The sequence below is a fragment of the Rhodococcus indonesiensis genome, assembly GCF_047782815.1.
Taxonomy (GTDB): Bacteria; Actinomycetota; Actinomycetes; order Mycobacteriales; family Mycobacteriaceae; genus Rhodococcus; species Rhodococcus indonesiensis.
The window spans coordinates 4,058,728-4,079,900 of sequence record NZ_CP180630.1 but is presented as its reverse complement, the minus strand read 5'-3'; the positions used below and the strand labels follow the sequence as shown (position 1 = coordinate 4,079,900).

26 protein-coding genes are annotated in these 21,173 nt (G+C 70.8%); 17 read left to right on the top strand and 9 right to left on the bottom strand.

Features of this window, described 5'->3' with window-relative positions; genetic code table 11:
- The first annotated feature begins 17 nt into the window (after positions 1–17).
- Positions 18–1,199 carry a zinc-dependent alcohol dehydrogenase gene (locus ACM26Y_RS18715; protein WP_003937485.1) on the top strand — a complete coding sequence of 394 codons (1,182 nt, stop codon included), beginning with the start codon at positions 18–20 and terminating at the stop codon, positions 1,197–1,199.
- Between the two features lie 30 nt (positions 1,200–1,229).
- Here the strand turns inward: ACM26Y_RS18715 and surE are convergent, their stop codons facing one another.
- The 3 genes from surE to ACM26Y_RS18700 form a co-directional block, all read right to left on the bottom strand.
- Positions 1,230–2,021 carry a 5'/3'-nucleotidase SurE gene (surE, locus tag ACM26Y_RS18710; RefSeq protein ID WP_416061555.1) on the bottom strand — a complete coding sequence of 264 codons (792 nt, stop codon included), beginning with the start codon at positions 2,019–2,021 and terminating at the stop codon, positions 1,230–1,232.
- A 4-nt stretch (positions 2,022–2,025) separates the two neighbouring features.
- Complete coding sequence (locus tag ACM26Y_RS18705; RefSeq protein ID WP_416061554.1) at positions 2,026–3,000, bottom strand: PfkB family carbohydrate kinase; 975 nt, start codon at positions 2,998–3,000, stop codon at positions 2,026–2,028.
- Positions 3,001–3,074: 74 nt separating this feature from the next.
- On the bottom strand, positions 3,075–3,665 hold the full coding sequence (locus ACM26Y_RS18700) for a DUF2231 domain-containing protein (protein ID WP_416061553.1): 591 nt from the start codon (positions 3,663–3,665) through the stop codon (positions 3,075–3,077).
- A 72-nt stretch (positions 3,666–3,737) separates the two neighbouring features.
- Here ACM26Y_RS18700 and ACM26Y_RS18695 point away from each other — a divergent pair, with 72 nt between their 5' ends.
- The 6 genes from ACM26Y_RS18695 to ACM26Y_RS18670 all read left to right on the top strand — a co-directional run bounded on the left by ACM26Y_RS18695 (position 3,738) and on the right by ACM26Y_RS18670 (position 8,362).
- Positions 3,738–4,817, top strand: a complete 1,080-nt coding sequence (locus ACM26Y_RS18695) for an NAD-dependent epimerase/dehydratase family protein (protein WP_416061552.1) — start codon at positions 3,738–3,740, stop codon at positions 4,815–4,817.
- A 35-nt stretch (positions 4,818–4,852) separates the two neighbouring features.
- Positions 4,853–5,311 (top strand): SRPBCC family protein, encoded by a 459-nt coding sequence (locus ACM26Y_RS18690; protein WP_054371742.1) that lies wholly within the window; start codon positions 4,853–4,855, stop codon positions 5,309–5,311.
- Positions 5,308–6,903, top strand: coding sequence for a phytoene desaturase family protein (locus tag ACM26Y_RS18685; protein ID WP_054371743.1), 1,596 nt, complete (start codon positions 5,308–5,310; stop codon positions 6,901–6,903). The genes ACM26Y_RS18690 and ACM26Y_RS18685 overlap by 4 nt, the downstream gene beginning before the upstream one ends.
- A 69-nt stretch (positions 6,904–6,972) precedes the next feature.
- Positions 6,973–7,332: a hypothetical protein gene (locus ACM26Y_RS18680; RefSeq protein ID WP_416061551.1), complete on the top strand. Its 360-nt coding sequence runs from the start codon at positions 6,973–6,975 to the stop codon at positions 7,330–7,332.
- Between the two features lie 102 nt (positions 7,333–7,434).
- The gene (locus ACM26Y_RS18675; protein ID WP_416061550.1) at positions 7,435–8,076 is read left to right on the top strand and encodes a HemK2/MTQ2 family protein methyltransferase; all 642 of its coding nucleotides are present in this window, start codon (positions 7,435–7,437) and stop codon (positions 8,074–8,076) included.
- A gap of 76 nt (positions 8,077–8,152) precedes the next feature.
- The gene (locus ACM26Y_RS18670) at positions 8,153–8,362 is read left to right on the top strand and encodes a CDGSH iron-sulfur domain-containing protein (protein WP_003937494.1); all 210 of its coding nucleotides are present in this window, start codon (positions 8,153–8,155) and stop codon (positions 8,360–8,362) included.
- 104 nt (positions 8,363–8,466) lie between these two features.
- On the opposite strand, the gene ACM26Y_RS18665 is transcribed toward ACM26Y_RS18670, so the two are convergent.
- Positions 8,467–8,622 (bottom strand): DUF6131 family protein, encoded by a 156-nt coding sequence (locus ACM26Y_RS18665; RefSeq protein ID WP_003937495.1) that lies wholly within the window; start codon positions 8,620–8,622, stop codon positions 8,467–8,469.
- Positions 8,623–8,787: 165 nt separating this feature from the next.
- On the opposite strand from ACM26Y_RS18665, the gene ACM26Y_RS18660 reads away from it, so the two are divergent.
- The gene (locus ACM26Y_RS18660) at positions 8,788–9,201 is read left to right on the top strand and encodes a DUF5709 domain-containing protein (RefSeq protein WP_040783059.1); all 414 of its coding nucleotides are present in this window, start codon (positions 8,788–8,790) and stop codon (positions 9,199–9,201) included.
- Between the two features lie 58 nt (positions 9,202–9,259).
- On the opposite strand, the gene ACM26Y_RS18655 is transcribed toward ACM26Y_RS18660, so the two are convergent.
- A complete protein-coding gene (locus ACM26Y_RS18655) occupies positions 9,260–10,273 on the bottom strand; it encodes an iron-containing redox enzyme family protein (protein ID WP_416061549.1) in 1,014 nt (337 codons plus the stop codon).
- A gap of 191 nt (positions 10,274–10,464) precedes the next feature.
- On the opposite strand from ACM26Y_RS18655, the gene ACM26Y_RS18650 reads away from it, so the two are divergent.
- Positions 10,465–11,262 carry an SDR family oxidoreductase gene (locus ACM26Y_RS18650; protein WP_054374893.1) on the top strand — a complete coding sequence of 266 codons (798 nt, stop codon included), beginning with the start codon at positions 10,465–10,467 and terminating at the stop codon, positions 11,260–11,262.
- Positions 11,263–11,271: 9 nt separating this feature from the next.
- Here the strand turns inward: ACM26Y_RS18650 and ACM26Y_RS18645 are convergent, their stop codons facing one another.
- Entirely contained in the window at positions 11,272–11,760 is a 489-nt protein-coding gene (locus ACM26Y_RS18645; protein ID WP_003937499.1) for a DUF6328 family protein, read from the bottom strand.
- A gap of 132 nt (positions 11,761–11,892) precedes the next feature.
- On the opposite strand from ACM26Y_RS18645, the gene ACM26Y_RS18640 reads away from it, so the two are divergent.
- A complete protein-coding gene (locus ACM26Y_RS18640) occupies positions 11,893–12,114 on the top strand; it encodes a hypothetical protein (protein ID WP_003937500.1) in 222 nt (73 codons plus the stop codon).
- 13 nt (positions 12,115–12,127) lie between these two features.
- On the opposite strand, the gene ACM26Y_RS18635 is transcribed toward ACM26Y_RS18640, so the two are convergent.
- From ACM26Y_RS18635 to ACM26Y_RS18625, 3 genes are read right to left on the bottom strand one after another with little or no spacing between them, the layout of a single operon-like run.
- Positions 12,128–12,988, bottom strand: a complete 861-nt coding sequence (locus ACM26Y_RS18635; protein WP_040783064.1) for a PPK2 family polyphosphate kinase — start codon at positions 12,986–12,988, stop codon at positions 12,128–12,130.
- Positions 12,989–13,018: 30 nt separating this feature from the next.
- Positions 13,019–13,363: a DUF4873 domain-containing protein gene (locus ACM26Y_RS18630; RefSeq protein WP_416061548.1), complete on the bottom strand. Its 345-nt coding sequence runs from the start codon at positions 13,361–13,363 to the stop codon at positions 13,019–13,021.
- 55 nt (positions 13,364–13,418) lie between these two features.
- Positions 13,419–14,159 (bottom strand): TetR/AcrR family transcriptional regulator, encoded by a 741-nt coding sequence (locus tag ACM26Y_RS18625; protein WP_003937503.1) that lies wholly within the window; start codon positions 14,157–14,159, stop codon positions 13,419–13,421.
- A 218-nt stretch (positions 14,160–14,377) separates the two neighbouring features.
- On the opposite strand from ACM26Y_RS18625, the gene ACM26Y_RS18620 reads away from it, so the two are divergent.
- From ACM26Y_RS18620 to ACM26Y_RS18590, 7 genes are all read left to right on the top strand, one after another.
- Positions 14,378–15,631 (top strand): DUF445 domain-containing protein, encoded by a 1,254-nt coding sequence (locus ACM26Y_RS18620; protein WP_235157420.1) that lies wholly within the window; start codon positions 14,378–14,380, stop codon positions 15,629–15,631.
- 60 nt (positions 15,632–15,691) lie between these two features.
- Entirely contained in the window at positions 15,692–16,225 is a 534-nt protein-coding gene (locus tag ACM26Y_RS18615; protein WP_289381823.1) for a helix-turn-helix domain-containing protein, read from the top strand.
- Position 16,226: 1 nt separating this feature from the next.
- Positions 16,227–17,093, top strand: coding sequence for a heparin-binding hemagglutinin (locus ACM26Y_RS18610; protein ID WP_416061547.1), 867 nt, complete (start codon positions 16,227–16,229; stop codon positions 17,091–17,093).
- Between the two features lie 76 nt (positions 17,094–17,169).
- Positions 17,170–17,463 (top strand): DUF2516 family protein, encoded by a 294-nt coding sequence (locus tag ACM26Y_RS18605; protein WP_003937507.1) that lies wholly within the window; start codon positions 17,170–17,172, stop codon positions 17,461–17,463.
- 83 nt (positions 17,464–17,546) lie between these two features.
- The gene (locus tag ACM26Y_RS18600; protein WP_416061546.1) at positions 17,547–18,449 is read left to right on the top strand and encodes an AurF N-oxygenase family protein; all 903 of its coding nucleotides are present in this window, start codon (positions 17,547–17,549) and stop codon (positions 18,447–18,449) included.
- A 70-nt stretch (positions 18,450–18,519) separates the two neighbouring features.
- Positions 18,520–19,557: an alpha/beta fold hydrolase gene (locus tag ACM26Y_RS18595; protein WP_371383969.1), complete on the top strand. Its 1,038-nt coding sequence runs from the start codon at positions 18,520–18,522 to the stop codon at positions 19,555–19,557.
- 63 nt (positions 19,558–19,620) lie between these two features.
- A complete protein-coding gene (locus ACM26Y_RS18590; RefSeq protein ID WP_416061545.1) occupies positions 19,621–21,162 on the top strand; it encodes a molybdopterin-dependent oxidoreductase in 1,542 nt (513 codons plus the stop codon).
- Positions 21,163–21,173: the final 11 nt, after the last annotated feature.

Genomic DNA, 21,173 nt, shown 5'->3' with positions numbered 1-21,173 from the left:
GGGCGAGAGGAGCGGCGATGAAGGCAGTGACATGGCAGGGCAAGCGGAAGGTGAGCGTCGACACGGTCCCCGACCCCAAGATCGAACAGCCCACCGACGCGATCATCCGGGTGACGACCACCAACATCTGCGGTTCGGATCTGCACCTGTACGAGGTGCTCGGGCCGTTCATGTCGCCGGGGGACATCCTCGGGCACGAACCCATGGGCATCGTCGAGGAGGTCGGTGCGGAGGTCACGAAGATCAAACCCGGTGACCGCGTGGTCATCCCGTTCCAGATCTCGTGCGGCAGCTGCTTCATGTGCGGGGACGGCCTGTTCTCCCAGTGCGAGACCACGCAGGTCCGGGACCAGGGCTCCGGGGCAGCGCTGTTCGGGTACTCGAAGCTGTACGGGAGTGTTCCCGGCGGCCAGGCGCAGTATCTGCGTGTGCCGCATGCGGATTCGACCCACATCTCGGTTCCGGAGGGGCCGTCGGACTCGCGGTTCGTCTACCTGTCCGACGTGCTGCCCACCGCGTGGCAGGCCGTGGAGTACGCGCACGTTCCCGACGGTGGTTCGGTGACGGTACTCGGCCTCGGACCCATCGGTGAGATGGCCGGGCGGATCGCCGTGCACCGCGGCTACCGGGTGATCGGTGTCGACATGGTGCCCGAGCGGCTCGCGCGGGCCGCCACGCGCGGCATCGAGACCATCGACCTGAAGGAGGCCGGGAACTCGCTGGGCGAGATGATCCGGGACCGCACCGACGGCCGTGGCACCGATTCGGTGATCGACGCGGTCGGCATGGAGGCTCACGGGTCACCGGTCGCGTCGGCGATGCACACCGCGACGAGCCTGCTGCCCTCCGCGCTGGCCGCGCCGCTGATGACCCACGTCGGTATCGATCGCCTGCACGCCCTCTACACCGCGATCGACGTGGTACGGCGCGGCGGCACGATCTCGCTCAGCGGCGTATACGGTGGCATGACCGACCCGATGCCGATGATGACCCTGTTCGACAAGCAGATCCGGCTGCGGATGGGCCAGGCGAACGTCAACAACTGGGTGCCGCAGATCATGCCGCTGCTCACCGACGACGATCCGCTCGGTGTGGACACCTTCGCCACGCACCGGCTGCCGCTGTCGGACGCCCCGCACGCGTACGAGATCTTCCAGCGCAAGCAGGAGGGGGCGATCAAGATCCAGCTCGAGCCCTGACCGGTGCGCCGGTGTTCGGTGCCGCCGGCGTCACCCCAGGTCGGCTGCGGTGCGCGGCAGATCCTCGGTGGCGACGTCGGCGGCCTCGAAAGGCGACCGCAGCACCGTCGCCGTCGCCCAGCCCTGGGCGAGCAGGCCCGCATCCGTGTCCTCGGCCTCCTCGGCCCGGATGTCGCTGAACGTCACCGTCACGAACCGGCGGTCGTCGTCGTCCGGGGTCTGGCCCGACTCGCCGATGTCGGCCTGCACGGCACCAAACGCAGCGAGCGGTGCCGTGCGCAGCCCGCGCAGCTCGTGCAGCGGTATGTCGGGCACGTTGACGTTGAGCACAGTGCCCGGCACGCCCTGACTCAGCACCCATTGCAGGGCATGCCGGGCGACGGCCTCGGCGCCGTCCCAGTGCTCGTGGACCGATCCTGCCAGGGACACGGCCAGGGCCAGACTGCCGTGGTTGGCGCCGGTCAGCGCCGCGCCGACCGTTCCGGAGTGCAGGATCGCATGACCGGTGTTGGGGCCGTGATTGATCCCGGAGAGCACGATGTCGGGTGGGGGACCGAAGGCGCCGTACATCGAGACGAAGGCGATCAGTGCCGGCGACGCCTCCACGGCGAGCACCGTCGTGTCCGGCAGGTCCGGGAACGTGCGCGGCGAGACGACGAGCCGGCCGTCCTCCTCGAGGGCGCTGAGCGAGGCGCTGGCGCCGCTGCGCTCGGCGTGGGGCGCGGCCACCACCACGTCGAGACCGGCCTCGACCGCCACCCGGCTGAGCACCGAAATGCCGTGGCTGTCCACCCCGTCGTCGTTGACGATCAGCGCTCTCACAGGACTACCTCCCCTTCTTGCCCTTCGCGAACGGCCGGACCTCGACGCTCTCGGCGACCTTGTCGACGAGTTCTCGCTGTCCGGTGGCCAGCCCGTGCCGGGTGACGTTGACGGCGCCGGCGGCCGCCCCGAGCCGCAGCGCCTCTGCGAGGGGCCGCCCGGCAGCCAGCGCAGCCCCGATCCCGGCGGTCATGGAGTCGCCGGCGCCGCGGTGGTCGGCAATGTTCAGCGGCGGCGAGACGATCTCCATCAGTTCGTCGTCGACGAGCGCGAGTGCCGGGTCGCCGGCGCGGGAGAGCACCACGTTCCGGGCACCCTGGGCGACGAGTTCCTTCATGGCGGCGATCAGGTCGTCGACGTCGTCGGACTTCGCCCGCCCGTCCTCGATGAGATCCTCGTGGCTGACCTTGAGTACGGCGAGGCCGCCCTCGAGCGCCGCAGTCATCGTCGGACCGGACAGATCGGCGACGACGGGGACGTTCATCGCGGTCAGGTCGGCGGCCAGCCGGGTGTAGACGTCGTGCGGTATCGCCTGGTCGCAGTGCGGGCCGCCGAGCAGCGCCACGTCCGCGTCGAGACCCTCGGACAAGGCCGCACCGAACAGGTCGTCGGCCTCGTGCCGGTTGAGCGTGGGCGGCGGGACCTCGACGATCTCCTCGCGCTCACCGCCGCGGCGGTCGTGCACGTACGAGCCGTTCTGCCCCGCGGTGAACACCGGTCGCACCGACACGCCCTCGCGTGCGATGAGATCGCTGACGACGGGACCGGTCTCGCCGCCGAAGGTGCCGCACAGCCGCACGTTCAGGCCGAGAGTGACCGCCATGCGGGCGATCCAGAAGCCCTGGCCGCCGGCATGGACGTGCAGTTCGGGGACGTCGGACGGCGACGACTCGACGGTGACGGTGAGCAGGGGGGTGGGGGCGAAAACGAAGGCAGAGGGGGCATTGTCGTCGTTGCCGTCGCGGGACGGGGCAGTCATGTAGATCCTTCGGGGAGAGGTGGGTGCGCCGCCCGCGGTGACGAGCGTGCGGTTCGTTCGGCGGTGTCGGCCTGTCAGGCCGTTCCGTCGGGCGAACCGGCGAGGACGGGATCGTAGGCGGGAGCGTTCGGCACCTCGGCCGGATGCACGTTGGCGCCGAGCGAATACGCGAGGTGACCGCCCAGCAGCCCGCCCAGCCCGATCAGTGCCGCGCCGGCGGCGCTGAGCGTCACCGCGCCGGCGGTGGGCCCCCGCCGCCGGCGGCGGTAGGACAGGGCCATGAGGGCCGCTCCGGTGCCGTTGACGACTGCGTGGATCAGCCCGACCCGGCGCTGCACGGTGTCGGTGTGCGCCCAGTCGACCCAGCCGGCCAGGACCGTCGGCGGAGTCGCCAGCAGTCCGAGCCCGATCAGCCGCCGCGCGGCCTCGGGTTGCCGCAGGGCGTCGAAGGCGACGGCCGCGGTCCATGCCCCGATGGGCACGGTCACGAGTGCCGGATGCAGCGGGTGACCGACCGGCGTGCCGTGGAGCACCGCGCCGACCGGAGTGTCCGCGATCCGCTCGAGCTGCCTACCCAACAGTTCGGCCGGGCCGTCCAGCCACGTCGCCGATTCCGTCCCGGAATAGAGGATGTCCATCTGCGAGCCCGTCATGCCCACGGGCATACCCGTCCCCGGGCGGGTGAAACCTGCCACGAGGGGTGTACGACGCAGCTCGGGGGGGTAACTCCTGCGATCATGGGACAGCGCATCGTGATCACCGGCGCCAGCGGCAATGTCGGCACCGCCCTGCTGCGACGGCTCGCTCTGAGATCGGAACCGCCGGAGATCGTGGCCGTCGCCCGCCGCGTGCCACCGGCCACCGATCCCTACGGCGACATGAACTGGCACAGCATCGACCTCGCCGCGCCCGACGCCGAGACCCGGCTGCGCCCGGTCGTCGACGGCGCCGACGCCGTCGTGCACCTGGCCTGGGGCTTCCAGCCCTCGCACCGACGGGACTACCTGCGCCGCACCGGGGTGGACGGCACCGCGGCCGTGATCGACGCCGTCCTCGCCGCCGGCGTCGGGCATCTGGTCCACATGTCCTCGGCCGCGGTGTACGCGGCCGGGGCGTACGGCCGCGCGGTCGACGAGTCGTGGCCCGCGACCGGCATCGAATCGTGCGCGTACAGCGTCGACAAGGTCGCGGCGGAGCGGCTGCTCGACCGACGCATCGCGGAGACGGCCGCGGCGCCGATCGTCACCCGGTTCCGGCCGGGCTTCATCGGTCAGTACGCGGGCGGTAGCGCGCTGCGACGCTACGCGGTACCGGGATACGTGCCCGACCTGGTGCTTCGTCACCTACCTATGCTGCCTGTGGATTCCGGAACGGCGATCCCGGCCGTGCACGCCGACGACGTGGCCGCCGCCCTCGACGTCGCCCTGGAGCGGCGCGTACCGGGCGTGTTCAACCTCGCGGCCCCCGAACCGCTGCGGGCGGCCGACATCGCCGGCGCATTCGGGGCGCGGGCCGTCCCGGTGCCGCGGCAGGTGCTGCGGGCCGTCGTCGAGGCGACCTGGCAGGTCCACCTGCAACCGATCGCCGGCGGCTGGATCGACCTGGCGTACAACACCCCGATGCTGAACTGCGACCGGGCCCGCCGGGACCTGGATTGGGACACGACCGTCCCGGGCCCCCGGGTGTGGCGCGAGGCCATCGCGGGTATGCAGGCCGAGGCCGGCACCGACAGCCCGGTCCTGCGCAGTCGCGGACCGCTGGAGACGATGAGCGCCCTGCTCGGGCGGGGGACCGTCGGGCGCCGCGTCCCGCCGTGACCACTCGCGGCGCAGCGACGAGAGAGGGTATCGGGATGAGTGAGACGGCGCAGCGCGACACCACGGCGACGCCCCAGCAGGTGTGGGACGTCCTCGCCGACGGCTGGTCGTACGCGGGCTGGGTGGTGGGGGCCTCCCGTATCCGGGCGGTGGACGACACGTGGCCGGCGGTGGGCAGCCGCATCCACCACTCGGTGGGGGTGTGGCCCGCCCTGCTGAACGACCACACGGAGGTGGTGGAGTCGGTTCCCGGCAAGGAGTTGAAGTTGCGGGCGCGGGCGTGGCCGGCCGGACAGGCCGAGATCACCATGCGCCTGCACGAGCGACCCGGCGGTTGCCGGATCGAGATGGCGGAGCAGGCCGCCGCCGGCCCGGGTCAACTCGTTCCCGATGCGATCCAGGCCCGGCTGGTGCTGCCGCGCAACGTCGAATGCCTGCGCCGGCTCGTCCTCATGGCCGAACGCGCCACGGAGCCGAAGGGCGTCGGCGAGTGAGTGCCGAGACCGTCGATGCCGTCGTCGTCGGCGCCGGCCAGAACGGCCTGACGGCCGCGGCCGTGCTGGCCGACGCCGGCTGGGACGTCCTGGTGCTCGAGGAGCAGCACGAGGTCGGTGGCGCCGTCCGCACGGCGGAACTCCATCCGGGCTTCCGGATGGACCTGTTCAGCGCCTTCTATCCCCTCGCGGCGGCCTCTCCGGCGTTCCGGGCGCTCGACCTGTCCTCGCACGGGTTGCGCCTGCGCCGGGCGCCGAAGGTGTACGGGCACGCCGCCGGTCCGTACGACGAGGACGCCGCGGTGGTCTTCCCGGACGTCACGGCGACCGCGGCCGAACTCGAACGGCGGCATCCCGGCGACGGCAGCGCCTGGATCCGGCTGACCGAGCAGTGGAAAGAGATCCGTGAACCGTTCCTGAGCACCCTGTTCGAGCCCTTTCCACCCGTACGCGGCCCGGCGGGGCTGCTGCGCCGCCTCGGTACCGCGGACGCCCTGCGCTTCGTCCGGATGCTGGCGCTGCCCGCCCGCCGGATGTCCGAGGAACTGTTCGGTGGCGAACACGCGCGGCTGCTGCTGCTCGGCAACGCGATGCACGCCGACACCCCCGTGGACTCGGCGGGCAGCGGAATCATGGGGTACGTCCTGACCATGCTCGCGCAGGATGTGGGCTATCCGGTGCCCGAGGGTGGGGCCGGGGAACTCGCGGCGGCCCTGGCGCGTCGCGGCGAACACAGCGGGGCGCGGATTCTGTGCGGCCGGAAGGTCACCGGCATCGAGGTCGGCGGCGGCACGGTCACCGAGGTCCGCACCGAGCAGGGCGAACGCTTCCGGGTCCGGCGGGCGGTACTGGCCGACGTGTCCGCGCCGGCGCTGTTCGGCTCGCTCCTGCCCGCGGACGCCGTGCCGGCCGCGGTCCGCGACGACCTGCGGCGCTTCGAGTGGGACACGCCCGTGGTGAAGGTGAACTACGGGTTCGACCGGCCGATTCCGTGGCGCTCGCAGGCACTCGCGACAGCCGGGACCGTCCATCTCGGCGCCGACGCCGACGGTCTCGTGCGCTGGTCGGCCGACCTCGCGACCGGTCGCGTGCCGGAGCACCCGTTCATCATCTTCGGTCAGATGACCACCGCCGATCCGGTGCGCTCACCGGAGGGGACGGAAAGCGCCTGGGCGTACACCCATCTGCCACGCGGTGTCGCCGACGACGCCTCCGCAGAGGAACTGGCCCGGCGCGTCGACGCCGAACTCGAGGCACACGCTCCGGGGGTGCTGAGCTCGATCGTGCACCGCAGCGTGCAACGCCCTCGCGACCTCGAGGCCGCCAATGCGAACCTGGTCGGCGGGGCGGTCAACGGCGGCACCGCCCAGATCCACCAGCAGCTCGTGTTCCGGCCGTTGCCCGGCTTCGGTGGTCCCCGCACGCCGGTCGAGGGTGTGTACCTGGCCGGGTCGTCCACCCACCCCGGCGGCGGCGTGCACGGCATGTGCGGGTGGAACGCGGCCCGCGCAGCTCTGCGTGACCACGGCGTGGGCGGCAGGGTGCGGCGGCGGCTGAACGAGGCGATCTCGGACATGCTGACACGCAGCTGATTTCCCGGTCTCGTCGCCGACGCGATTGGACGATCCGCCGAACGGGTATCAGTAGGCATGGGAATGCCAGTGGGAACACCGATCCGGCAGGGGCACGGCCCGTCGCTCGTGCCGCAGGCGTTGCGTGAGGTGGAAGGTGGAGTCGCCGCACTCGCTGCCGGAATCTGCGTGATCGCCGCCGTCGGTGTGGGTGTGCTCTCCGCTTCCGCACTCACGGGTGTCGGGGCGGGACTCGCCGTGGCGGCGGGGTTGTCGTTCATGCTCGGTTCGCTGACCGCGGCGCCGGCCGCCGGGCGGCCGGGTTCGGTGCGGTCCGCGGCCTCCCGCACTCGTCCGGACGGGGCCGCGGTGTCGCGCCGCGGCGGCGCCGCCGCCTTCCGTCCCCACCACGTTTCGGGTGGCCGTTCCGAGGGGTACTCCCACGTATGACAACGACGTCTCGCCCGGAACTCACCGTGTCCCTCGTCCGGTCCACCCACGGGGGCCGTGCCGTCGCAGCCGGGGTCCGGTAACGTGCCGGCGCCCAGGAGGGTGTGGCGACTGCCCGGTGTGTACCGCCCGCAGGAGGATTCGCATCTGCTCGCCGGAGCACTGGACCGTGCGGCGGCACCCCCCGGCGCCAAGGTGCTCGACTTCTGCACCGGCACAGGCTTCATCGCAGTATCGGCGGCGATGTCCGGCGCCGGGTCCGTGACCGCACTGGACATCGCGCCCCGTGCGGTCCTCGCGGCGCGTCTCAATGCGAGATCACGGAAGCTTCCGATCCGGGTCGTGCGCGGTGGTCTGGACGAGGCCGGCCGGCACGGCCCGTTCGACGTGGTGCTGTCCAATCCGCCCTACGTCCCGCACGACGCCGATTCCGGCGATGCCCGCTGGGATGCCGGTGCGGACGGCCGGGCGGTGCTGGACCCCCTGTGCGCCGGGCTGCCGAACCTGTTGTCCCCCGGCGGTTTCGCACTCGTCGTGCATTCCGAGTTCTCGGGGGTGGGCGAGACGCTCGTCCGGTTGCGCGACGGCGGTCTCAAGGCCTCCGTCGTCGCCCGTCGCCGGGTCCCGTTCGGACCCGTGATGCGCAGCCGCACCGGATATCTGCGGACGCGGTACGAGCTGCCTGCAGGAGTCGACACCGAGGAAGTGGTGGTGATCCGTGCCGATCGAACGCACTGCCCGTGAGGTAGCCACGGGTGGCAGCCCCCGGGACACGTCCCCCGGGAGCATCGTTGTGCCCGGCCTGTGCCCGGGACTGCGGGTGGAGGGCCTAGCGGGGGAGGAGCCGAGGGTCGTCCGGCTCGTCCGTGGCGGTCCGGCCCTGGTCGAGGGCCCGGTTCGCATCGTCGCCGAGGACGGCGAGGAGGTGGAGTCGGACCGGTTCGTCGTCGCGATCTGCCGGTGCCGTCGCAGCGAGCGGTACCCGTTGTGCGACACCGGTCACCGCCGGCCCCGGCGCGATCCGCGCTGAGTCCGGCCCCTTCGGCCGGCGCACGGTACGCACACAGCGGGGCGGGCGGTTCCTGAGGAACCGCCCGCCCCGCAACGCGTCTACGCGCCGTCACACGTCATGCATCAATACCAGTACTTCCGGCCGCCGACAGCCCGGCCCGTTGCTCCGAGGATCGCCAGGATTGCGCCCACCACCAGGAGAATGATCCCGAGTGTCCACAGGATCGAGATGTTGGTGAGGAAACCCACCACGAGCAGAATCAAACCCAGAATGATCATGAGTGTCACCTCGCTGTCGGTGCCCGTTGCCGGTCGCCTCCGGGCCTTGGCGAGGGGATACCCGCATCAGCCGTGCCGAAACCTCGCGAACCTCTCATCGGTCGACGGTGGGCACTTCCCGTGGATTCGTGGCGCGCCGACGGTACCGGTGGCATTGTCTGGGGCATGCCTACTTCGGAGAACCCTGGGGACAGCGTCCCCGGTGAGTACAGCGTCGACGACGAGGACCAGTTGCAGCCGGAGGACTCCTTGATCGACCGCGGCGTCGACGACGTCCTCGACGAGGGATTCTCGCCGATGGAACGACCCGTCGGCCTCGACCGCCACGAGACCCTGGACGAGCGCCTGCGTGAGGAGGAACCCGAACGGGAGGACGAGGGCGAGAGCGAATTCCGCAGCTCCGTCGCCGAGGCCGGCCGGGCCCGCGCCGGACGCCTCGTCGCGCCGGACGAGGGCACCGCCGAGGATCAGGACGCCGAGTTGTTCGGGACGGACGTCGGAATCGACGGAGGCGCCGCGTCCGCCGAGGAAGCGGCAGTGCACCTGATCGACGAGGAGGATTCCGGCCGGGAGGACTGAACGACGACGGCCCGGCACCCGAGAGGTCGGGTGCCGGGCCGGATCAGCCGGGGGACGATCAGACGGCTCCGGTGCCGAGCAGGGACGGCTCGTCGTTCTGCCACCGCTCGAGCAGGTACGCGGCGAGCCGGCCCTCGAGGTATTCCATCGCCTCTGCACCGAACGCGACGTCCCCGGCGCAGCGCGGATCGCGCTCGACGAGATCACCCGCCACGTCGTAGCGGAGGACCTGCTCGTGCACCGCGTCCGCCTCGATGTGCTCGGTGTAGAAGTGGATGCACGCGTCCGGTGCGCCCAGGCGTTCGAGACCGCGGGCCATCCGGCGGGCCATCGGCGAGGAGGTGATCTCGGCGGAGGCGAACAGGCCCACGAGCTTCGGGGTGTGCGCGCGGTGCAGACCGCACAGCGACATGAAGTTCACCGTGGCGAGCGTCTCCGCGGGCACCCGGTCCAGATAGGCCAGGTATCCCGTGTCGAGACCGGCCGCGGCGAGCAGGTCCGAGTAGAGGACCGAGTGCATGCGCTCGGCCCGGCCGCCGCCGAATTCGTCGAACTCCACTGCCACCAGCGCCGCCTTCGCTCGGCCGGTGAGCCGCGGGATGGCGAACGAGTGGGGGTCGGCCTCCTTGAGGTGGTAGACGGACCGGTGGACGAAGAACTCGCGCACCTGCTCCCACGTGCCGTGGTCGCGGATGTAATGGGACACGCCCCACGCGTCCTCGGGTTCGCGGCACAGGTCGTCGAACACTCGCTGGGGATCGTCGCCCGACGGTACGTCGGCGCGCAGCCGGTCCAGGAAGAGCCGTTCGAGACCGGCTCGGACGGCCAGCGGGCCCGGCGCCCATTCCCAGCCGGGGTCGACCCCGTCGAACCCGTGGTAGGACAGTTCGTACAACACCGCCAGAGCCAGCTGGGCATCCTCGCCGTAGGGATCGGTGCCGGCCACCTCGACCGGCCAGGTGTCGGTGTCGGCGGGACGCGAGAGCCGTTCGATCACCTGCTGGGAGACAGGCCCCCGAGCCCGGGGGAGGGCGGCGGACTGCAGCACGGCGGTCGCAGAATTCGCAGGCATGTGCGCGGATACCCGGACCCGATTCGTGCGAAACGCCGGGTGTGGGGTGGGTCCGCGCGGGTATCCGCCCGGACATGAATGGTGAAAATGGCGACGGTGACAACAGCGACACGGAGAACGGGACGGTGTCCGGCGGCGAGGACGTCGAGCGTCCGCCGCACACGATCGACTATCCCGGTGAGACGGCCGACATGGCCGAGCAACCCCGCGACGAGATGCGGAACTATCGCGGCCGCGACCTGCTCGCCGGCCGCAAGGCGCTGATCACCGGCGGTGACTCCGGGATCGGGCGCGCGGTGGCGGTGGCCTTCGCGAAGGAGGGCGCCGACGTCGCGATCGCCTACCTCGACGAGCACGACGACGCCGAGCACACCGCGGAACTGGTGCGGCGTGCGGGTCGTCGGTGCCATCTGCTCCCGGGAGATCTCGCCGCGGCAGACCACTGCCGCGCAGTCGTCGCCGAGTCGGCGGCGGCGCTCGGCGGCCTCGATCTGCTGGTCAACAACGTCGCGTACCAGGAACCGGTGGACGACCTCACCGAACTCGACGACGCCCAGTGGCGGCGGACGTTCGCCGTGAACATCGACAGCTATTTCCACGTGACGAAGGCGGCGCTCGCCCACCTGCCGCGCGGTTCCGCCGTGATCAACACCGCCTCCATCAACGGCCTGCGGGGCAACAAGTCGCTGATCGACTACTCGGCGACCAAGGGCGCGGTGCTCGCGCTGACGTACTCGCTGGCGCAGTCGTTCCAGGACCGGGGAATCCGCATCAACTGCGTCGCACCGGGACCGGTGTGGACGCCGTTGATCCCGGCGACCATGGATGCGGAGAAGGTCGCGACGTTCGGGCAGCAGGCCCCGTTCGGCCGGGCGGCGCAGCCCGACGAGATCGCACCCTCGTACGTGTTCTTCGCCTCCGAGACGATGTCGTCGTACTACAGCGGTGAAGTGCTCGCCCCCATCGGGGGTGAGACGCTGCCGGGCTGAGCCGGGGGGTCAGCGCCGGTATCGCCAGGGGTAGACCACCCACAGGGTCAGGAACAGCACGACCGTGACGATGCCCCCGGCGATGCCGGCGGCGGTGCCGACCACCAGCCCGACGACCAGCACGACGACGCCGGCCATCGCGACACCGAGCAGGAGCAGACCCGCCATGGCGAAGCGGTGCGCCGTGACCACCAGTTCCGGGAGGCGGCGCTGCCGGAAGAGCAGGCGGTGCATGCCCACCGGGGCGACGAGCAGGATGGTGGCCGTGATCGACGCCAGCACGGTGACGAGATAGACGCCGCGCTGGAAGCCGGTGAGCTCGTCGAACCGGCTCTGGAACGGCAGAGTGAGCAGGAAGCCGGTGAGGAGCTGGACGCCGGTCTGCACGACGCGCAGCTCCTGCAGCAGACTCGACCAGTTCCGGTCCAGCCGCTGCACGGGCGTCTCGTGCCGGACCCGCTTGTTCCAGTCCTCGTTCGGAACCGCTGTGGGCTGCACCCTCTCGGCATGCCCCGTGCGGCGCTCGTCAAACCTCCCGGGCGCACCGCCGCCCTCTTGTGACCTGCGTCACTGTACGGGTACTGTCGGCTCCACCAGGGACAACGTCGCTCCGAGGAAAGGAGGGCGGTCATGAAGCTCAATCTGTTCGTCGCATGGACCGGCTACATGCTCGCGTTGGTCTCGATCGTGAGTCTCGCGGGTTTCCTCTACGCCGCGGGGTCCGGCAACGGCGGGTGGGCGCTCGTCGCAGGGATAGTGTGCGTCCTCGCGGTCGCGTCGGCGATCGCGATGATCGGCAGTACCGTCCATCACGACCATCGTCTGCATCGCGAGACGCCGCACCTGTTCTGACGGCTCCGCCGTCTCACGCCTCGGCCAGGCGCCGCTTCTCGAGTTCCACATCGAACTCGACCGACGGCCAGTCCAGGTCGAGGCGCTCGAACGCGTCGATGAGCAGTTCCATGACGGCGATGCGGCTGTACCACTTGCGGTCGCAGGGCACGACGTACCACGGGGCGTGCTCCGTCGACGTCCTGTCCAGCATCGCCTGGTACGCCTCCTGGTAGGCGGGCCACAGTTTGCGTTCGGAGACGTCGCCGGGGTTGTACTTCCAGTGCTTGTCCGGCCGCTCGAGCCGTTCGGCCAGGCGCCGCTTCTGTTCGTCGAGCGAGACGAACATCGCCACCTTGATCAGCGTGGTCCCGCTGTCGACGAGTTCACGCTCGAACTGGTTGATCTCGTCGTACCGGGTGCTCCACACGCTCTCGGGTACGAGGTTGCGGACCCGCACGACGAGCACGTCCTCGTAGTGCGAGCGGTCGAACACCCCGAGTTGCCCCGCCCGCGGCAGCGCCTTGTTGATACGCCACAGGTAGTGGTGGCGCTTCTCCTCGGGGGTGGGCACGCCGAACGACGTATGGTCGACGCCCTGCGGATCCACGTGACCGATGACGTTGCGGACCATGCCGCCCTTGCCGGCGGTGTCCATGCCCTGCAGGATCAGCAGGATCGACCGGCGGTCCCCCCAGCGTCCGTTGGCGAACAGCATCTCCTGCAGGCGCGAGAGCACCGCCCCGCGTTCCTCGATGAGCCGTTCACCGGTGGCCTTGTCGCCGGTGAAACCCGGGGTTGCGTTGGTCTCGATCTCGGCGACCCTGATCCCGGGGTGGGCGCGGAGCACCTCGACGGCCGGTGTCTGCCACGGGTCGGTGCTCTTGACGGTCATCTGCCGAGCGTGCCACATCCCGTGGCCGGATCAGCCGAGTTCGAGCTCGGTGTCGTCCGGGCGGGTGGGGTAGGGCGGAGCCGAGATCCCGTCGACCATGTGGCTGCCCCACAGGTCCGTCTCGGTGATCCGGGCGGCCGCCGGGACGGGGCCCTCGGGTCCGGGCACCGTGAGGCGGACGTCGGTGCCGGGGGAGAGGTCGGTGCCCGGGAGGGCTGCCGCGAGTCCGCGGAGGCGGCCCCGCCAGCGGTAGCGGCCGCTGATGGGGTCGAATGCCCCGGACAGCTGCACGTCCGTGGTGGCGTGCCGCTCGCCGACGGTGACCTCGGCGGGGCCGCGGTAGCCGTCGGGTTCGTCGTCGTGTGGGTCGGACATGCCCGCGACTTTACATGTAAACCCCAGTCACATAAACAGGGTCACGCAAACAGGGTCACGATGTTCCGGCGTCCGGAAGCAGCGGGTGCGGCCGGCTCTTGAAGCGGGCCGGTGAGCCGCCGACGGCCGCGATCCCGGAGATTCCGCCCCAGGTCATCATCGTGAGGTAGTCGGTCAGGTCCTCCGCCGACATCGACTTGTTGGAAATCCACCAGTGGGTGGCGAGCTGGATCGCGCCCACGATCGCGTACGCCCACGGCACGGACCCGCCCGAGTCCATTTCCAGGTGCCGCAACCGTTCACCGATCACCGTCGCGACGAGTTCGGCGATCATCCGCTCCGAGTCGGCCACGACGTCGCGCCCCGCCGCGGCGCTGTTGGTCATCACGTACAGATACACCTCGGGATCGGAGGCGACGGTCTCGACGTAGGTGGCGATCGCGACCCGGGTCAGGTCGTACTCGTCGAGGTCCTCTGCCACCGCCGCGTAGATGCGCGGCGCCAGGATCGTCTCCACGTACCGCAGCATCGTCGCCGTGGTCAGGTCGTTCTTGTCGGTGAAGTACCGGTAGAGAACGGTCTTGGAGACGCCGATCTCGGCGGCGATCTCGTCCATCCCGACGTCGCGCCCGCGGGTCCGGATCGCCTTGATCGTGCCGTCGACGAGTTCCTCGCGGCGGGCGATCTTGTGTTCGTGCCAGCGACGCTTGCGGCCGTCCTGTTTGGTCGGCGCGGCGGTCGTCGGGACCGGCGTGTCGGTCGGGGACGGGGGCTGGGGAACTCGGTGGTTCGGCACTGGGTGGCACATCCGTTCGCTCGATCGTCCGTCCAGTTTAGAGGGGGCCGCGCGACCGGCCGTGTGGACGTCCCGATCGGGACGCCACGTCCGTTTCCGCCGCGTGCCGCCCTCGCCGGGCACGGCTTCGGCACAGCCGGGCGCGGCTTCGGCACAGCCGGGCGCGGCTTCGGCACAACGGCGGAGGTGTCTTCGGCACAATGGCGGAGGTGCAGTTGATGAGCATCGACGATGACGCCAAGCGCAGAGACCTGCGCCGGATGAAGGCGGTCGCCACCGGCTTTCTGCTCGCGGCGACCGCAATCTACTTGTTCTGCCGCTGGCAAGAGACGCGCGGCGCCGGCGAATGGGTGGGGTACGTGCGCGCCGCCTCCGAGGCCGGGATGGTCGGCGCGCTCGCGGACTGGTTCGCGGTCACCGCGCTGTTCCGGCATCCGCTGGGTATCCCCGTTCCGCACACGGCCATCATCAAGCGGAAGAAGGATCAGCTCGGGGCGAGCCTGAGTTCGTTCGTCGGCTCCAACTTCCTCGCCCCCGAGGTGGTGTCGGCGAAGGTCGAGAACGCCCGGATCCCGCTGCGCCTGGGGACCTGGATGGCGGAGCCCGAACACGCCGAACGGATCGCGCAGGAGACGTCGACGGTGCTGCGGGGACTCGTGACGGTCCTGCGCGAGGAGGACATCCAGCAGATCATCGACAACACCATCGTCAAGCGCATCGCCGAGCCGGAATGGGGGCCGCCCATCGGCCGGGTGCTGTCCGAACTGCTCGCCGAGAACCGGCAACTGCCGCTGATCGACATGCTGGCCGAGCGGGCTCATCAGTGGGCCCTCGGCAGCCAGGAGACGATCGACCGCATCATCAGCCGCGACTCGCCGTCGTGGTCGCCGAAGTTCGTGGACCTGCTGCTCGGCGAGCGGATCCACCGCGAGCTGGTGGAGTTCACCTGGAAGGTGCGGTCCAATCCCGACCACGAGGTGCGCGTGGCCGCGAACCGGTTCCTCGCCGAGTACGCGCGGGACCTGCAGCACGATCCGGTCACCATCGCCAAGGCGGAGAAGGTCAAGGCGGAGATCATGGGCCGCGAGGAGGTCACCCAGCTGGCCTCCGCGACGTGGCGCGCGGCCAAGCGGATGATCCTCGAGTCGGTCGACGACCCGCACAGCACGCTGCGCACGAAGGTCACCGAGAACGTCATCCACTTCGGTGTGCGGCTGATGGAGGACCACGAGCTGCGCGGCAAGTTCGACCGCTGGCTGCTCGACGGGGCCCGGTACATCGCGGCCAACTACGCCGACGAGATCACCGCGGTCATCCGGGAGACGGTGGAGCGCTGGGACGCGGAGGAGGCGAGCCGCAAGATCGAGCTCCAGGTGGGACGCGATCTGCAGTTCATCCGGATCAACGGCACGGTGGTCGGGTCGCTCGCCGGTCTGGCCATCTACACCCTGTCGAATCTGCTGTTCGCGTGACGTGTCACACCTGCTAGCAGAGTGCTTGCTACAGCTAGCACTTGTGGGTACAGTGGAAATGTGTCCACGAAGGAACGGGGTGAACCCGCCGACGGAGGGGACGATGACAAGGACGACGCGTCCGGCGCCACCGAGATTGCCACGCGGGTGGTCAGTACTGCCGCGCAGGACATCGGCAGTTTCATCCGCTCGCAGCGCGAGGCGGCGCAGGTGTCTCTGCGCCAGCTCTCCCAGCTCGCCGGCGTCAGCAATCCCTATCTGAGCCAGATCGAGCGAGGGCTGCGCAAGCCCTCGGCCGAGGTGCTCGGGCAGATTGCCAAGGGGCTCCGGATGTCCGCGGAGGTCCTCTATGTCCGGGCCGGGATCCTGGAGCAACGCCCGCAGAGCGCGGTGCGCGACGCGCTGCTGACCGATGCCGTACTCAACGAGCGGCAGAAGCAGGTCCTGCTCGACATCTACGAATCGTTCTGCCGCGAGAACGGTTCCCACCCTTCCGGGGCGGACCTCTCACCCGAGGTGTCTGTACCCGAGGTATCCGCACCCGCGGCCGCTGCCCCGAACGGCGCGACCGACCCTGATCGACAGGAGAACTGACATGACCGATCCGAAGAACCTCGCCACCCCGCTGTATGCCGCCGTCGGTGCCGGTGACACCGTGGTCCAGGCGGTGGCGGACATCGTGGCCCGCACCCGCCGTCGCGCCGAGACCACCCAGACCGACGTCAGCGACCGGGTCGACAGTGCCCGGGGCCGCCTGGCCGATTTCCAGGAGGATCTGACCGAGAACGTCGAGTCCCTGCGCGAGCGGCTCGCCGGCCTGCCGGCCGAACTGCCCGAGGATCTCGCCGAGCTGCGCGAGAAGTTCACCGCCGAGGAGCTGCGCAAGGTGGCCGAGGCCTACCTGAAGGTGGCCTCCGACATCTACACCGCGCTCGCCGAGCGTGGCGAGGAGACCATCGAACGGCTGCGCAAGCAGCCGGTCGTGGAGGAGGGCATCGGCCGCGCGGAGGCTGCGTTCGGCGACGCCGTCGAGCTCACCGAGGAGGCTCTGGGCACCGTCGCGCGCCAGACCCGCGCGGTGGGCGAACAGGCCGCCCGGCTCGCGGGCCGTGCCGCCGGCCGGATCGAGGAGACCGCCGGCGACGTCGGCGAGGCCATCTCCGGGGCCGGCGAGGAGGCCGGCCTGAGGGTGCTCGACCTCGGTGGCCAGGCCCAGGAGGCGGCTGCGGAGGCCGCGGACCGGGTCGAGACCGCCGCGCTCGAGCTCGACGAGGCTGCCACCAAGGTCGAGGAAGCCGCAGAGAAGGCGGCTGCGCCGAAGACCGAGGCTTCGAAGACGGAGGCTTCGAAGACGGAGGCGCCGAAGACCCCGGCCGCCAAGACGCCGGCCAAGGCTGCCGCCAAGACTCCGGCCAAGGCGCCCGCGAAGAAGGCAGCGCCGCGCAAGACCACCGGCGCCTGATCTCCACCGGGCGGTAGAACCGCCGACGGCCCCCACGCGACCTTCGCGTGGGGGCCGTTGCTCGTACCATGGGAACGTGCCCAACGTCGATTCTCTCGCCGCCCTGATCATCTTCGCTCTGCAGATCGTCGCGCTCGCCGGGGCGGGTTTCGCGCTGCTGCATGCCGTGCGGCAACCCGCCGAGGCCTTCCCCGCGGTCGACAAGCTCACCAAGCCGGTGTGGCTCGGCATTCTTGCCGCCTCGCTGCTGGTGATCGTCGTCTTCTGGGGCACCTTCATGATGCTCGGAATCATCGCGGTCATCGCCGTGAGCGTGTACCTCGTCGACGTGCGACCACGGGTGGACGAGGTGCAGCGGCCGCGCTGGTAGTTCCCGCCGGGAGGCCTTGACAAGCGCCGAAAGGTTGATGACACTTCGAGTAACGGGTAATTACCGAGACGAGGTGATCGACGATGGCGCTCACCCGGACCGTCCGCACGGCCGACCGTGAGGACACCGCCGAACGACTGCTGGCCTCCGCCGCACGTTCCTCCTACGACCCGGCCCTCGAAATCGACTGGGACGCTCCCGTCCCTGCCGACAAGTACGGGATGACCCCCGAATGGAGCAGCCTCTACGGCACCGCTCTGTGGGAGTCGATGAGCGAACGGCAGCGAATCGTCCTGACCCAGCACGAGGCCGCCAGCATCGCCGGCACCGGCATCTGGTTCGAGATGATCCTGATGCAGATGCTCGTGCGCGACCTCTACCGCCGCGACCCCGCCACCGCCTACGTCCAGTTCGGGCTCACCGAGATTGCCGACGAGTGCCGCCACTCGATCATGTTCGCGCGCGCGGCTCAGCACTTCGGGATCCCGTCCTACCGGCCGAAGCGCTGGATCCGGGAGAGCGGCAGGCTGTTCAAGGCCACGGCGAGTGGGGCGCTCGCATTCGGCGGAACCCTGTTCGCCGAAGAGATCCTCGACGCGATGCAGCGCGACTTCATGCGCGACGAGCGGGTCCAGCCCGTCACCCGCACGGTCAGCCGCATCCACGTCGTCGAGGAGTCCCGGCACATCCGCTACGCGCGCGAAGAGATAGTCCGCCGCACACGCCACCTGTCCCGCACCGACCGCGCCCGTGTCCGGCTGCAGTTGGGCATCTCCGCGTACTTCGTCGTCACGAGCCTCGTCCACGACGACGTCTACGCCGCCGAGGGGCTCGACGTCGCCGAGGCCACGGCGGCGGTGCGGACGAACACGCACTACCACGACCGGCTCCGTGAGGGCACCCGGCGGACGATCGAGTTCCTCGACGACGTGGGCCTGATCGGTGGACCGTCGACTCTGCTGCTCCGCCGCGCCCACGTCCTGTGATCGCGCACCCGTCCCTCGGCCGCCGCGTCCCGCGACGGCCGTCGTTCCAGCAACCAGGAGAACAACACAGGTGAAGAAGCCGTCCCGCAGGACCACGCTGGTGATCGCCGGGGTGGCCGGCGCTGCTGCCGTCGCCGGACTCGTGGCCTACCGCGCCCGCCGTCGCCGCGCCGTGGTGCGCGCCGCCGACCGGCCACCGCACGCGCTGCTCGCGCCGCCCACGCTGGACCCCGACGTCGTCGACCTCACCACCGACGACGGTGCCCACCTCCACATCCGCGCCTACGGCGATCCGGACGCCGACCCGATCGTGCTCAGCCACGGGTGGACGTGCAACGCCGACTACTGGATCCCGCAGATCAATGCACTCGCCGGGCGCTACCGGGTGATCACCTACGACCAGCGCGGTCACGGCCGCAGCGATCTCGGTACCCGGGCCTTCGGCCCCGATGTCCTCGCCGACGATCTCGCAGCGGTCCTCGCGGCGACGGTGCCGGCCGGCCGCAGGGCAGTCCTCGCCGGGCACAGCATGGGCGGCATGAGCATCATCGCGTGGGCCGGCCGCCACCCCGAACAGGTGCGGGAGAAGGCGTCCGGAGTGCTGCTCGCGAGCACCGGCACCGACAGCCTGCTCGCCGAGGCCGCGCTGCTGCCGCCCCGGCTGGGACGAGTGCCGGAGCCCGTCGCGCGGCGTGTCCTCGGCGCCGCCCTGCCGCTCGTCGCCTCCCCCCTGACCACCCGCGCGCTGAAGTACGTCGCGCTCGCACCCGGCTCGAGCCCCGCCGAGGTGGAGTTCTGCGAGAAGATCGTGCTCGGCTGCACCCCCCGGGCCCGTGGCAACTGGGGGGCGGCGCTCAGCGCGATCGACATCCGAACGGGCCTCGAGCACCTCACCGTCCCGACCACCGTGCTGGTCGGCACCGCGGACCGCCTCACGCCGCCGGTGCACGCGCACCGGCTCGCCGAGGCCCTCGAGGCCGCCGGCCACCTCGAGCACTTCGTCGTCCTCGACGGGATCGGGCACATGAGCTCGGTCGAGGCGATCGACGCGTTCGACGACGAACTGCTGTACCTCGCCGAACGGGAGCCCGTGCAGGCAACCGCCTGACGCTCCCATCCGCGGCGGCCGCGGCACCGAACCCCCGGTGTGCCATCCACTGGAGAAGGACCCGTGACCGTGTCGGGCCACCGTGCCGCGCGTGCCCTCGCCGGACTGGTGTCGTTCGGTGTCGTCCTCGGCGTCGGAGAACTGCTCGCGGCGCTGGTCGGTCCGGCCTCGTCGCCGTTCTACGCCGTCGGCGCCACGACCGTGGACCGGGCGCCCGCGTGGGCCCGCGAGTTCGCGATCGACACGTTCGGAATGTCGGACAAACCGGCGTTGTTCATCGGCATGTCGGTGATCCTCGCGGTGCTTGCCGTGGCGGCGGGGCTGCTCGAACAGCCCCGCCGACCGCGCGGCGGCGTCGTCATCGCGGTCCTGGCCGCCGTCGGCGGATACGCGGCACTGAGCCGGCCGGGTGCCACCGCCGTCGCTGCGCTGCCCACCGTCGTCGGCGCCGTCGCGGGCGCGGTGCTGCTGCAGTACGCCGTCCGGCTGCTCGCCGCATCCGGCGTCCGCGACGACGGGACGGCAACCCCGGCGGCGTGGCCGCGCCGCCGATTTCTCACGGTGCTCGGCACCGCCGCCGCGGTGGCCGTGGCCGCCGGCGCCGCCGGCCGGCACCTCACCGACCGGCTGGCGCGGGCCGTCGAGGATCGTGCCCGGTTCCTGGTCCCGCGACCGGTCCGGGCCGCCGCACCCGTGCCGGCGGGCACCGAGGTGACGGTCCCCGGGGCGACCCCCTTCCTCACCTCGCCGGCGGAGTTCTACCGCATCGACACCGCGCTGCAGGTGCCGCGGTTGCGCACCGCGGACTGGCAGCTGCGCATTCACGGCATGGTCGAGCGGGAAGTGACACTCACCTGGGACGATCTGGCCGCGTTCGAACCCGTCGAACGGATCCTCACCCTCACCTGCGTGTCCAACGAGGTCGGCGGCAACCTGGCCGGCAACGCCCGCTGGATCGGATACCGGATGAGCGACCTGCTCGCCCGCGCCGGAGTCCGGGCCGACGCCGACATGCTCCTGTCCACCAGCGCCGACGGCTTCACCTGCGGCACCCCCGTCGACGCCGTCCTCGACGGCCGCGACGCCCTGCTCGCCGTCGCGATGAACGGCGAACCGCTGCCGTTCGAACACGGGTATCCCGCCCGGCAGGTGGTGCCCGGGCTGTACGGGTACGTCTCCGCCACCAAGTGGGTCGTCGACTGGGAACTGACCCGATTCGACCGGGCCGAGGCCTACTGGACGCAGCGCGGCTGGGCGGAACAGGCCCCCGTCCGGACCGCCTCACGCATCGACGTCCCCGCCGCCTTCGGCCGGCTCGAGCCGGGGCCCGCGATCGTTGCCGGTACCGCATGGGCGCAGCAACGCGGCATCGACCGCGTCGAGGTCCGCGTCGACGGCGGCCCCTGGAACGACGCCGAACTCGCCGAGGAGTACTCGCTCGACACGTGGCGGCAGTGGACCTGGCGATGGGACGCGACGCCCGGCACGCACACCCTCGAGGTGCGTGCCACCGACGGGGAGGGCCGGGTGCAGGACGAGCAGCGCCGCCCGCCGATCCCCGACGGCGCCACCGGCTGGCACAGCCGCACCGTCACCGTGGGCTGACCGGCCGATTC

Coding starts and splice junctions, on each gene's coding strand:
- ACM26Y_RS18715 (WP_003937485.1), top strand. CDS start 18: ATGAAGGCAGTGACATGGCAGGGCAAGCGGAAGGTGAGCGTCGACACG.
- ACM26Y_RS18705 (WP_416061554.1), bottom strand. CDS start 3,000: ATGACTGCCCCGTCCCGCGACGGCAACGACGACAATGCCCCCTCTGCC.
- ACM26Y_RS18700 (WP_416061553.1), bottom strand. CDS start 3,665: ATGCCCGTGGGCATGACGGGCTCGCAGATGGACATCCTCTATTCCGGG.
- ACM26Y_RS18695 (WP_416061552.1), top strand. CDS start 3,738: ATGGGACAGCGCATCGTGATCACCGGCGCCAGCGGCAATGTCGGCACC.
- ACM26Y_RS18690 (WP_054371742.1), top strand. CDS start 4,853: ATGAGTGAGACGGCGCAGCGCGACACCACGGCGACGCCCCAGCAGGTG.
- ACM26Y_RS18665 (WP_003937495.1), bottom strand. CDS start 8,622: ATGATCATTCTGGGTTTGATTCTGCTCGTGGTGGGTTTCCTCACCAAC.
- ACM26Y_RS18660 (WP_040783059.1), top strand. CDS start 8,788: ATGCCTACTTCGGAGAACCCTGGGGACAGCGTCCCCGGTGAGTACAGC.
- ACM26Y_RS18655 (WP_416061549.1), bottom strand. CDS start 10,273: ATGCCTGCGAATTCTGCGACCGCCGTGCTGCAGTCCGCCGCCCTCCCC.
- ACM26Y_RS18650 (WP_054374893.1), top strand. CDS start 10,465: ATGGCCGAGCAACCCCGCGACGAGATGCGGAACTATCGCGGCCGCGAC.
- ACM26Y_RS18640 (WP_003937500.1), top strand. CDS start 11,893: ATGAAGCTCAATCTGTTCGTCGCATGGACCGGCTACATGCTCGCGTTG.
- ACM26Y_RS18635 (WP_040783064.1), bottom strand. CDS start 12,988: ATGACCGTCAAGAGCACCGACCCGTGGCAGACACCGGCCGTCGAGGTG.
- ACM26Y_RS18630 (WP_416061548.1), bottom strand. CDS start 13,363: ATGTCCGACCCACACGACGACGAACCCGACGGCTACCGCGGCCCCGCC.
- ACM26Y_RS18620 (WP_235157420.1), top strand. CDS start 14,378: ATGAGCATCGACGATGACGCCAAGCGCAGAGACCTGCGCCGGATGAAG.
- ACM26Y_RS18610 (WP_416061547.1), top strand. CDS start 16,227: ATGACCGATCCGAAGAACCTCGCCACCCCGCTGTATGCCGCCGTCGGT.
- ACM26Y_RS18600 (WP_416061546.1), top strand. CDS start 17,547: ATGGCGCTCACCCGGACCGTCCGCACGGCCGACCGTGAGGACACCGCC.